We start from the raw sequence: 11,534 nt of genomic DNA, 5'->3' as shown, positions 1-11,534 counted from the left end.
GCCGCAGCGGGGGTCGGTCAGAAGACCGCGCGGCCCCCGGTGACGCCGAGCACGGTGCCGGTGACGTAGGACGCCTCCAGCGGCGAGGCGAGGTAGACGAACGCGCCAGCCAGCTCGGCCGGCTGTCCCGGACGCCCCAGCGGCGTGTCCACGCCGAACTCCGGCATGGTGTCGCCGTCCTTGGTGGCCGGCTGCAACGGCGTCCAGATCGGCCCCGGCGCGACGGAGTTCACGCGGATGCCCTTCGGGCCGAGCTCGTTGGCCAGGTTCACCGTGATGTTGTTGATCGCCGCCTTGGTGGAGGCGTAGTCGATGAGCCGCTCGGAGGGGTCGTAGGCCTGGATCGAGCTCACGTTGATGATGCTCGAGCCCTCGCCCAGGTGCGGCAGGGCCTGCTGGGTGACCCAGATGAGCGCGTACAGGTTGACCTTCATCACGAGGTCCATCTCCTCGGTCTTCACCGAGGCGAGGCCCTGGTCGCGGCGGGCCCACTGGAACGCCGCGTTGTTGACCAGGACGTCCAGCCCCCCGAGCCCCTCGACGGCCTCGTCGACCATCGCGCGGGCGGCCGCCTCGTCGGACAGGTCGGCGGCGACGAGCACGCAGCGGCGCCCGGCCTTCTCGACCCAGGACGCGGTGTCCTCGGCGTCGGACTGCTCCTCGGGCAGGTAGTTGATCGCGACGTCGGCGCCCTCGCGGGCGAAGGCGATGGCGACGGCCCGGCCGATGCCGGAGTCACCGCCGGTGATGAGGGCCTTGAGGCCGGCGAGGCGGTCGCGGCCGACCCAGGTCTCCTCGCCGTGGTCAGGGTGCGGATCCATCTTCGAGGTCAGGCCCGGGGGCTCCTGCTCCTGGGCGGGGAAGCCGCCCTTCTCGTTGGTCAGCGATCGTGCGGTCCGGTCGATGGCATGCAGGTCGGTCATGCACCCTTCCTACCAGCCCTTCGTGAGCATCAGCGCTTGCCAACCCGGTTTTCACCCGTGGGGGTGGTTCGGCCGGGGGGACGCTTCCCCGGGGTCGGCACCCCGGGTCCACGGGCTGGAACGGGGCCCGGCACAGGGGTGAAATACATCGTTATGTGTGGCAGGATGACGAGTGATCGCGCTTCGCGAACTCGTCACCCCCGACACCCCCGCCCCGGCGGGCCAGCCAGTCGAGGCCCACCGGAACGGCTCTGCACCACCCAGGAGTCGCCCCATGACTGGACGCTACGCACTCGGCATCGACGTCGGGTCCACCAGCGTGTCCGCCGCCATCGCCCGCCCCGGGGAGGGCGACCGCGCCACCCTCTCCACCGTCCCCTTGGGCGGGACCGCCGAGGCCATGCCCTCGCTCGTCTACGTCGACGACGCGGGCGACCTGCTGACCGGTGAGGACGCGGCACGGGCGGGCGCCGACCGCCCCGAGCGGCTCGTCCGGCTCCGACTGGACGCCGTGGGTGCCGGCATCCCCCACCTCGTCGGCGGGCGCGCGCTGCCCCCCGAGCGGGTCCTCGCCCACCTCGCCGCCGCCGCGGCCGCCTCGGTCCGCGAGCAGCGCGGCGCGGCCCCCGACGCGCTGGTGGTCACCCACCCGGCGGCCTGGGGTCCCCACCGGGTCGGCAGGGTCCGCTCGGCGCTGGACTCGGCCGGCCTCCCCGACGCGACCCTGCTGCCCGAACCCGTGGCCGCCGCCACCGAGCACGACGCGGAGTCCCCGGTGCGCGCCGGGCAGGCCGTGGCCGTCTACGACCTCGGCGGCAGCGCCACCCGCTGCTCCGTGGTGCGCCGCTCCGAGCCGACCGGCTTCGCGCTGGTCCCGGGCTCCCTGGTCGAGGTCGAGGTCGGTGGCGTCGACTTCGACGACGCCGTGCTGCGGCACGTCCTGACCGCCTCCCCCGGCGCCGCCCCCGAGACCCCCGAGGCGCCCGCGGCGTGGGGCGACCTCCGCCGCGGCTGCGTGGGCGCCAAGGAGGAGCTGTCGCTCGACGCGCAGGCGACGATCCCGCTGCGCCTGCCGGGGGCGGACGCGTCGGTCCGGCTGACCCGCGCCGAGTTCGAGCACATGGTCGAGCCGGCGCTCGACCGGACGGTGGCTGCCCTCGACGCCGCGATCGACGCCTCCGGCCTCCCCGTCGAGCGGGTCGTCATGGTCGGCGGCTCCTCGCGCCTGCCCCGCGCGATGCAGCGCCTGTCCGAGTCGCACGACCGCCACGTCGCCCCCGGCGCCCACCCGACCTCCGCCATCGCCCGCGGGGCGGCCCTGCACGCACTGGCGTCGCTGGGGGCTTCGGCCGCGGCCGGCCCGGTCGTCGAGGCGTCCGGGTTCGTGGCGGAGGCCGCGGCGACCGGCCGCCGCCTGCCGGGGTGGGCGCGTTGGGCAGCCATCGCCTCGGCCAGCGCGGCCGTGCTGATCGGGCTGGTGCTCGTCGCCAACGGGCTGGCCCCACGGACGACCGCCGGCATCACCCCGAAGGCCGGGCCCTACCGCCAGCCCGTGGCCGCCTTCGGCAGCGTGTGGTCGGGCCTCGACGGGCTCCCGGTCCCGCCGACCGGCGCCCCCGCTGCGATCCTGCCGACGGCGACCGAGGACGCCTCGGAGCCGGCCTCCCTCCGCCGCGCCGACACCGCCGAAGAGCGCGCGAGCGAGGACGCCGAGGCCACCGCGTCCCCCGAGCCGAGCGGGAGCGAGACCCCTACCCCGACCGCGGCCCCCACGTCGGCGCCGAGCAGCCACCCCGTCCCCGTGCAGCCGCCGGCGGCACCCAGCGCTCCCCCGTCGAACCCGGCCCCCGTCCCGTCGACCCCGCCGAGCCTGCCCGCGCCGCCGAGCCAGTCGGCGCCACCCAGCACGCCGCCGTCGGTCGACCCGCCCCCGCCGGCACCGACCTCGCCCCCGCAGATCCCGGTGGAGGACCCGCCGACGCAGGAGCCTGACCCGACGCCGACGACCGTCCCCACGGGGACGCCCGACCCCGGGACGGGCGGCACGGCCTCGCCGGGCCCGAGCCAGGACCCGACGCCCACCCCGGGGCAGGTGGCCTGACCCGTGGCCGCTCCCGTCCTCCACCCCACCCTCGAGCCCGGCGTCGTGCTCAACCGGCAGGCCCGCGTGGCGCTGGCCTCCGTGTCCACCCTCAAGCGGCCCCGCTGCTTCGCGGTGGGCCCGGCCGGGTCGGGGAAGACGACGCTGCTCACCCGCTGCTCCCACCTGTTGCAGGACGCCGGCCGTCGCGTGCGCTTCCTCGACGGCGGCACCGACCCCGCGCGGGTGCCGGCGGCCGAGGTTCTCCTGGTCGATGACCTGCACCTCCTCGAGGCCGACCGCCTCGCCGCGGTCCTGGCCCGGGCGTCCGACCCCGAGGCCGCGCTCCTGGTCGCCATGCGCCCCTGGCCCCGACCCGACCTCGCGCTGGACATCGCGCGCTGCCTCGACCGTGAGGCGCCGCCGGTCGTGCTCGGCCAGGTGGCGCGCTCCGACGTGCTGGCCCACCTCGACGACGCGGGCGCGACGCTGGCCGAGGGGTGCCTGACCCACATCCTCGACGCGACCGGCGGCGTCACGTGGCTGGTGACCCACGCGCTCGCCGCCCACGATGAGCGCGACTGCGCCCACGACCCGGGCCACACGGCGCTCCGCCGCGCGGTGGAGGCGCAGGTCACCCACCGCCTCGACACCGTGCCCGAGCCGCTGCGGCGAGCCGTCGAGCAGCTCTGCGTCGACCACCCCGAGGCCCGGCTCCCGCTCCTGACGGCCACCACGGCCGGGGACATCCTCGAGCACGGCCACGCCGAGGGCCTGCTGCTCCGCAACGGGGAGGCGGTCCCCGTGGTCCGCGCGGCCGCCCGGGCGTCCCTGCCCGCCCACCGCCGCCACGAGCTGGAGTCCCGGCTCGACGGCGCCGACCTCCGCGTCCGACAGGCCCTCGACGCCTGGGCCGCCGGCGACCTGGACGCCGCGGCGTCCGTGGTGGAGTCGCTGCCGCCGGACACCGAGCCGACGTCCCCCGGCACGGTGACCGGGCTGGTCGCCTCCGTGTGGGCGGCGCGTAGCATGATGTCCACCGCGAGCGACGTGTTCCGCGCCGCCCGCCCCCTCGACGCCGCGGACGCGACGGTGGCCCTCCTGGCGCACGTCGGCGCCGGCCATGCCGACCGCGTGCCCTCAGCGCCGCAGCCCGCCCCCGACGGTGCCCCGAGCACGGTGCAGATCGCCCTGGAGCTGCTCGATCGCGGGCTGCGCGCCTCCCTGGAGGCCGACCCGCCGGCCGGCGCCCTGACCGACCTGGTCCGGGCCGCCGACCTCCACGGCTCCGCCGACCCCGACCGGCCGCTGCCCGAGCTGCCGGCGGTGGTGACGGCGTCGGTCGCCCTGGGCACGGGACACATCACGACGGCCCAGCAGGTCGTGGACGCGGCCGTCGCACGCACCCCCGCGGGCGCCTGGTCGCGCCGCCGGCTGGTGCTGTGGCAGGCCTGGCTCGCCCTGCAGAACGAGCGCCCCGCGGACGCCCGCGCCTCGCTCGCCGCGGCCGAACGCCTCCCCGGCACCGTGTCCCCCCGCGACACGCTCCTGCTCGAGGCGGTGCGCGTCGGGCTGGTCCGGCGCCACGACACGGTCGCCGCCCTGGAGACGGCCTGGCGGGACTCCCTCGAGCGCGTCCGCCACCTCGACGTCGACCTCTACACCGCACTCCCCCTGACCACCCTGCTGACGGCGGCGGCCCGTGTCGGCGACGCGACCACCCTGGCCCCGCAGGCCGCGCGGCTGGAGGAGATCCTCCGGGAGCTGGGGTCGCCCCCGGCCTGGGCCACCCACGTCTGGTGGGCCGGCGTCCAGCAGGGCATCCTGCTCAACGAGCCCGAGCGGCTCGCCCCGCACGCCCGGGCCCTCGTCGCCGCGGCACCCGCCCACCCGCTGGCCCGGGTCATGGCGCACGCCGGTGGGGTCTGGATGTCCGTGCTGGGCGGCAAGGTGGACGCCGACGCCGTCGAGGAGGCCGCCCGCAGCCTGGCCGCCGCCGGCCTGGCCTGGGACGGGGCCCGCCTGGCCGGCCACGGGTCCCGTCGGACCGAGGACCGTCGCGTCGTGGCCCGCCTGCTCGCGGTGGCCCGCGAGCTGCACCGCGAGTCGGCCCCCCGGGCCGAGGAGTCCACCCGGACGGGGGCGCCCGAGGCGACCGGCGTCCTCAGCCAGCGCGAGTGGGACGTCGCCGTCCTCGTGCTGCAGGGCAAGACCTACAACGAGATCGGCGCGTCGATCTTCATCTCGCCCAAGACCGTCGAGCACCACGTCGCCCACATCCGGCGCCGGCTGGGCGCCACCTCCCGGTCGGACCTGATGGCCAAGCTGCGGGTCCTCGTCGAGGAGGATCGCGATGCTTCTCCCTAGTGCACCCCCCACGCCATCGGGCCGATCCCCGATGCCCTCCAGCCCCCTGCTGCCTAGCGTGGCGGCAGGCGTCCACCACCCCGACCCAGGAGACCTGACATGACGACCACCCCCCTGGCGACCATCGCCGATGCCCTGATCGAGTTCATCCTGAGCCTGCTGCGGGATCCGCGCGCCGCCGCGGAGTTCGAGGCCGACCCCGACCGGGCGCTCGAGCGCGCCGGGCTGTCCGACATCTGCGCCGCCGACGTCCGGCAGGTGCTGCCCGTCGTCGTCGACCGCCCCGAGGTCGTGGAGAAGCCGGTACCGATCTTCGTGCCCAAGCCGGTCCCCGTCCCCAAGCCCGTGCCGAAGGACCCGGAGGTCGTCAAGCACATCCAGAACGTCGCGAACAACTACCACATCGACAACCGCTCCACGATCGTCGACCAGTCGGTCAACCAGAACATCTGGGCCGAGGGAGACGTCACCCAGGTCTTCGACCAGGAGGCCGTGATCGGCGTCGGCGACAACTCCGTGGCCGCCGGCGACAACGCCCTGCTCGACAACTCCACCACCGACATCACCGTCGGCGACGTGGCCGTGGGCAACGAGGACACCGACGTGACGGTGACCGACTCGTTCAACGACGCGTCCACCGACGTGGTCGCCGAGGTGGAGACCGAGGTCGAGGACTCCTTCAACGACGAGTCGACCACCACCACCATCGAGACCGACGTGGACGACTCGTTCAACGAGAGCACCGCGGTCGAGGTCGACAGCTACGTCGAGGTGGAGGTCGACAGCTACGTCGAGGTCGAGCCCCAGGCCGAGGCCGAGCCGCTGCCCGAGACCGACTACGAGAACTCCTGAGGCGGGCCTTGGCCACGCGACCGATGACGGCTGACCAGACCGACGACCCGACGCGTGGGGGGCGGGCCGGGCAACCGGCCCGTCCGACCCTGCGCAGCGACAACGAGCCCCCCGTCCTGGTCAAGGAGCCGCCCCCGTTCACGGTGCGGCTGAGCCAGCTGCTGTGGGTGCTCAGCTTCGTCGCGGGCGGCATCGGGGTCGTCTACCTGTTCATCGTGCGGGAGGACCACCTGCCCGTCATCACCGAGGCGATCCGGACCGTGGACGGCTCGCGGACCGACGAGATCTACACCAGCGCCGGCGACATCGTCTTCTGGGCGGTGTTCGGCACCATGGTGGCCCTCCTCCTGGCCCAGATCACCCAACTGGTCGCCTTCATGAGCCGCAAGCCCGGCACGCGGTGGTGGCAGCTCGCCACCCTCATCGCCCAGGCCGGCCTGTACGCCCTGGCCCTCGAGGTCGTGGGCGACGGCGAGCAGGGCGAGCAGGTCCGCCGGCTCATGCTGTTGCAGTGCGGGCTGGTGCTGCTGGCCCTCCTGGCCGGCAGCTTCCGCTCAGCCCTGACCTGGACCGCCCGCCGCCACGACATCCGCCGCGGGCTCATCGGCGGTGGGGGCGGCGACCTCTGAGGCCAGCGCCTCCAGGCTCCGCACCACCACGCCGCACGCGTCCCGGACGGGGCGGTCGGCCAGCGGCGACGCCGCCTTCGCGCGCCACCGCTCCAGTTCGGCACCGGCCGCCGCAGCCACGTCGGCCGGTGCCGCGTCGGCGGGGAGTCCCAGCCGTTCGGTCACCCCGGTCCCGGTTCCACCCACGAGGCGGGCCGCGGCCGCGGCGTCCGGACCGGTCAGCGGGGGCGTGCCCAGCCGCACCCGCGAGAGCAGCCCGAGCTCCTGCAGCCCGTGCGCCGACGCCTGCAGCTTCTCGAGGCGGGCCAGGGCGTCGGTGGCCCGGTCGGGGTCGACGCGGGCCAGCAGGCGCTCGACCGTGTCGGTGACGGCACGCACCTTGAGGGTGTCGGCCCGGCCCCGGAACTGGCGTTCGACGAAGCCCTCGAGCTCGACCAGGCCGCTCTGCTCGACCAGCCCGGCGGCGAGCTCGGAGGAGTCGGTCACCCCGACGCGCACCAGCGAGGTGGCCAGCCGGATGCCGTAGATCCCGAAGCGGGCCAGCAGCCGACGGCGGGTGGCCTGGTCGAGGTCGACGGGCGCGTCGGGGCGCGTGAACCGGTCGGAGGAGACGAGCAGCCGCTCGCGCTCGTGGCGTCCGAGCGCGGCGAGGGTGCGGAAGGCGTCGTACTCGGACTGGCGCAGGGTGCGCGCACCCTCGGCGAGCAGCCCGGCGACGGGCAGGACGCCGAGCACGAGCGAGTCCAGGCCGCCCTCGCGCTCGTAGCGGGCGGCGACCCGGGACGCCGACAACAGCGAGTCGATGCGACCCGAGCCTACCTCGTCGGCCCGGGACAGGACGCCGATGGCGTTGACCGTGCGGGCCGCCCCGGCGGCCGTGTCGCGGAACGCCTCGAGGAAGCCGAGGTCGGAGGGGTGCAGGTGGCGCATCAGGTAGACGATGGCGTCGGCCGACGAGGGCGCGTCGTCGGGGACGAGGAACGCCGCCGACCGCGCGGAGACGTCGTGGGACAGCGACTCGATGCCCGGGGTGTCGATGAGCGTGACCGAGCGCAGCACGGCCGAGGGCCAGCCCACCTCGATGCGGTCGACGTCGGCGGCGGGGAGGTCGCCCAGCCCGATGACGAGCTGCCCGTTGGCACGGCGAACGGGCAGCTTCCGGGCCGGCCCGGAGGCCAGGTGCGCGGTGATCGACGGCGTGTCCGCCCACCGGTACCACGTGACGATGCGCGTGCACTCGCCGGCGTCGGTGGGGGCGATCCGCTCCCCCAGCAGGGCGTTGAGCAGGGTCGACTTGCCGGCCTTGACGATCCCCGCGACGGCGAGGCGCAGCGGCTCGGCCAGGCGGCGGTCGAGGTCGTCGAGGGCGGCGAGGGCGTCCGGATCGTCACGGAGCAGCGGGCGGGCGGCCTCGACGAGCTCGGCGGCCTCGCGGAGCGCGGTGGAGGTCACCGGCCCACCGCCTGCGGGACGGGGGCTGGCGGCAGCTGCGGCACCTTGCGGGCCACGAGCTCGAGGGTGCGCAGCTGCTCGGTGAGCTCCCTGGCCCGGCCGTCGCGCTCGGCGGCGAACGTGCCGGCGGACTGCTTGGCCGCGAGCACGGCGTCCGACAGCGACCGGTGGGTCTGGTCGGCGATGGCGCCGAAGTGGTCGCGGTTGGTGCGCTGCACGATGCGCAGGCGGTCCTTGAGCTGCTTGGCCACCTGGAACGTCACCTCGTCGATGTAGCGACGCACGATGTTCTTGGCCTCGAAGCGGCGCCGGGTCAGGCGGTTGGTCATGTCCTCGCGGTAGGCGCGCCGGCCGACCAGAACGCCGGCCAGCAGCGAGAGCGGGTTGATCAGCGTCATGCCGATCAGGCCGGTCGCCAGGCCGACCATGAGGACGCCGCCGTACGAGCCGCGCACGCCGATGTAGATCTTCTCGCCGGCGCTCAGGTGGCCGGGGTCGAAGTCGGGGAGGCGGTCGACGGGGTCGAGCAGCCCCTCGGTGCTGCCGACGGCGATGGTGGGCAGCTCGAACTGCTCGCGGGCGAAGATGTCGGCGATCTCCTCGGTGAGCCACTTGGAGCGCTCGTCGGTCCACACGAACGTCTCCGACACCCCGCTGGCGACGCGCTGGTCGACCCACTCGGCGAGCTGGTCCCAGATCGGGCCGGGGTCGCCCTCGTCGATGGCCTGCTCCGCCTCGCGCTGGACCCGCCGCAGCCGGTCACGCAGGTCGTGCTCCATGTCGGCGATGAGGTCGGCGATGCCGTCGGCCAGCGCCACCTGCCACCGCGAGGAGCGGCTGCGGAAGTCGTCGGCCTTCGCCTTGGCGTCCTCGAGCTCGGCGATCAGCCTCGGCGTGCCCTCGGGGTTCTGCAGCGCGCTCAGCTCGGTGCGCGCCGACAGGGTCATCTGCTCGACCACGAACGAGACGTCGTGCAGGGCGCTGCGCGCCACGATCGCCTCGGCCCGCTGCAGGACGCCGGCGCGCAGGTGGGCCACGAGGGCGGGGAAGCCCGACTCGGTGTTGAGCTCGCGGTCCTGCTCGGCGGCGGCCAGCAGCCGGAGGTCGCTGGACACGGGGAACAGGGGCAGTTCCCCGATCCCCTCCAGGTGGCCGCGGTCGATGGCCTCGATGCTGCGCCACTCGGGGTACAGGTCGGTCTTGGCCAGCACCGCCGCCACGTTCGGCGAGATGCGCATGGCCCGCTTCAGCAGCTGGACCTCGGGCTCGGTGTACTCCTGCGAGGCGTCGGAGACCAGCAGCACGGCGTGGGCCGACGACAGGGCCGACAACGTCGACAGCGCGCTTGCCGAGTCGAGGCTGCCCACGCCCGGGGAGTCGACCAGCCGCAGCCCGCCCCGCAGGATCTCGCGCGGCACGAGCACCTCGGCGCCGACCAGCCGCTTCTCGTTGCCCGGGTTGCCCGCCTCGGAGACGTAGTCGGCGAGGTTCTCCAGCGGGATCTCCTCCCGCACGACGCCCTCGTCCCCGGGCCCGGCCGGGTCGGTCTTCCGGAACACGAACGCCGAGGGCTCGTCCCCGTAGCCGACCGAGGTGGGCACGCTGGTGGCCACGTCGTCGTCGATCGGGCACGCGGGCGCGTTCACGAGCGCGTTGATCAGCTTGCTCTTGCCCTGCTTGAACTCGCCCACCACCACGACGCGGACCTCTGGGTCGGCCAGACGGCGACGGGTCGCGAGGAGGCGTTCGACGAGGTCGGTGCGGCCGGCCGTCGTCGCGAGGCGTCCGACCTCTTCGACGAGGCCGGCGATCGTGGGGGGCACGCTGGGGCGGACGGCGTCCGGCACGATCACGCGCCGGGGCACCGGGTCGGCCGACGGGACGGGGGTGGGTGCGGGGTCAGACACGGGGTTCCCTTTCGGTGGCACCGGGCCGCGGGGGTGGCGCCCGGGTGCAAGGTCCATGCAACGCCAAGGCCCGGCCTGCCGCAAGGGCAGGCCGGGCGCTGGGTGCGATTGCCGGTCAGAAGTCGACGTCCGCCTCGCCACCGGAGGTCGCGGCGCCGGGGCTGAAGAAGTTGCCGCTGTTCTCCCACTCCAGGCTCTTGCTGAAGGTGCTGTCGATCTCGCTGGTGAACGAGTCCTCGACGTCCACGTCGACGTTGGTGTGGTCGGACTGGTCATTGAAGGAGTCGTCGACCTCGACGTCGAGCTCGACGTCGAAGTTCTTCGAGAAGTCGTTGAACGAGTCGTTGATGCGGGTGTCGATCGCGGTGTTGCCCACGTTCACGTCACCCAGCTTCACCTCGAACACCGAGTTGTCGATGCTCACGTCGCGGCCGGCGGCGATCGAGTCGTCACCGAACGCCACGGTCGCGTTCTGCGAGAAGGCCTGGCTCACGCCGCTGCCGTCACCGGTGGAGATGGCCTGGCTGACCGACTGGTCGAGCTGCAGGGAGCGGTTGTCGATGTCGACGTCGAGGTCGAAGCCGCCGGCCGCACCGTGCTTGCCGGCCGCCGCGGGGACAGCCCCGCCGCCACCGAGCAGGCCGCCGATGTTGAAGTCGCCGAAGCCGCTGTTGTACTGGCGGACGCCGATCGTGGTCGAGTGGTCGTTCAGCGTCTGGGTGTTGAACGAGCTCGTGACGTTGAAGGAGTCCTGGTTGCGGACCGAGTTGTCCCAGCTCTGCTTGAACGAGTCGGTGATGTCGTCGTCGGTGGAGTTGTCGGTGTTGAACGAGTCGTTGATGTCGACGTCCACGTTGGTGGAGTTGTCGGACTGGTCCTTGAACGCGTCGTCGATGTCGATCGAGTTGTCGGAGTTGTCGCTGTTGTCCGAGTTGTCCGAGTTGTCGGAGTTGTCGTTGAACGAGTCCTCGACCTCGAGGTCGACATCGGTGTCCACGTTGGTCGAGTTGTCGGAGTTGTCCTGGAACGAGTCCTCGATACCGACGTTGGTGGAGTTGTCGGAGTTGTCCTGGAACGAGTCCTCGACCTCGAGCTTGGCGTCGACGTCGGTGTTCACCGAGTTGTCGTTGTGGGACAGGACGTCTTCGACCACGACGTTGTCGGAGTTCTTCTTCGACATGGGGTGTTCCCTCTCTCTGGGGGTGGAGCCGGTTGGCTTCCGCGACTGGAACGCCGGTTGTGGCGTGCAGCACAAGCTTCTCCCGGCCTCGGCGACCGGGGCAGCGGGGAAGATCCCCGCATCCCCCGACGGGGGGATGGGGGT

At 73.8% G+C, this 11,534-nt stretch carries 8 protein-coding genes; 4 read left to right on the top strand and 4 right to left on the bottom strand.

Going from position 1 to position 11,534, the window contains the following annotated elements:
* Positions 1-17: 17 nt before the first annotated feature.
* Positions 18-923 carry an SDR family oxidoreductase gene (locus tag J4N02_RS02805; protein ID WP_188333987.1) on the bottom strand — a complete coding sequence of 302 codons (906 nt, stop codon included), beginning with the start codon at positions 921-923 and terminating at the stop codon, positions 18-20.
* A 274-nt stretch (positions 924-1,197) separates the two neighbouring features.
* Here J4N02_RS02805 and J4N02_RS02800 point away from each other — a divergent pair, with 274 nt between their 5' ends.
* The 4 genes from J4N02_RS02800 to J4N02_RS02785 all read left to right on the top strand — a co-directional run bounded on the left by J4N02_RS02800 (position 1,198) and on the right by J4N02_RS02785 (position 6,851).
* Entirely contained in the window at positions 1,198-3,024 is a 1,827-nt protein-coding gene (locus tag J4N02_RS02800; RefSeq protein ID WP_188333986.1) for an Hsp70 family protein, read from the top strand.
* A 3-nt stretch (positions 3,025-3,027) separates the two neighbouring features.
* Entirely contained in the window at positions 3,028-5,370 is a 2,343-nt protein-coding gene (locus J4N02_RS02795) for a LuxR C-terminal-related transcriptional regulator (RefSeq protein ID WP_188333985.1), read from the top strand.
* Positions 5,371-5,469: 99 nt separating this feature from the next.
* A complete protein-coding gene (locus J4N02_RS02790; RefSeq protein WP_188333984.1) occupies positions 5,470-6,222 on the top strand; it encodes an IniB N-terminal domain-containing protein in 753 nt (250 codons plus the stop codon).
* Between the two features lie 23 nt (positions 6,223-6,245).
* On the top strand, positions 6,246-6,851 hold the full coding sequence (locus J4N02_RS02785; RefSeq protein WP_188333983.1) for a hypothetical protein: 606 nt from the start codon (positions 6,246-6,248) through the stop codon (positions 6,849-6,851).
* Here J4N02_RS02785 and J4N02_RS02780 read toward each other — a convergent pair.
* From J4N02_RS02780 to J4N02_RS02770, 3 genes are all read right to left on the bottom strand, one after another.
* The gene (locus J4N02_RS02780) at positions 6,777-8,303 is read right to left on the bottom strand and encodes a dynamin family protein (protein WP_188333982.1); all 1,527 of its coding nucleotides are present in this window, start codon (positions 8,301-8,303) and stop codon (positions 6,777-6,779) included. The genes J4N02_RS02785 and J4N02_RS02780 overlap by 75 nt on opposite strands.
* The gene (locus tag J4N02_RS02775; RefSeq protein ID WP_208091092.1) at positions 8,300-10,210 is read right to left on the bottom strand and encodes a dynamin family protein; all 1,911 of its coding nucleotides are present in this window, start codon (positions 10,208-10,210) and stop codon (positions 8,300-8,302) included. The genes J4N02_RS02780 and J4N02_RS02775 overlap by 4 nt, the downstream gene beginning before the upstream one ends.
* A gap of 115 nt (positions 10,211-10,325) precedes the next feature.
* The gene (locus tag J4N02_RS02770) at positions 10,326-11,390 is read right to left on the bottom strand and encodes a hypothetical protein (protein WP_188333980.1); all 1,065 of its coding nucleotides are present in this window, start codon (positions 11,388-11,390) and stop codon (positions 10,326-10,328) included.
* Positions 11,391-11,534 lie beyond the last annotated feature (144 nt).

The sequence above is a fragment of the Propioniciclava sp. MC1595 genome (assembly GCF_017569205.1).
In the GTDB taxonomy this organism is placed as follows: domain Bacteria; phylum Actinomycetota; class Actinomycetes; order Propionibacteriales; family Propionibacteriaceae; genus Propioniciclava.
The sequence above is the reverse complement of the archived record's forward strand: the minus strand, read 5'-3'. Positions and strand labels throughout refer to the sequence as shown.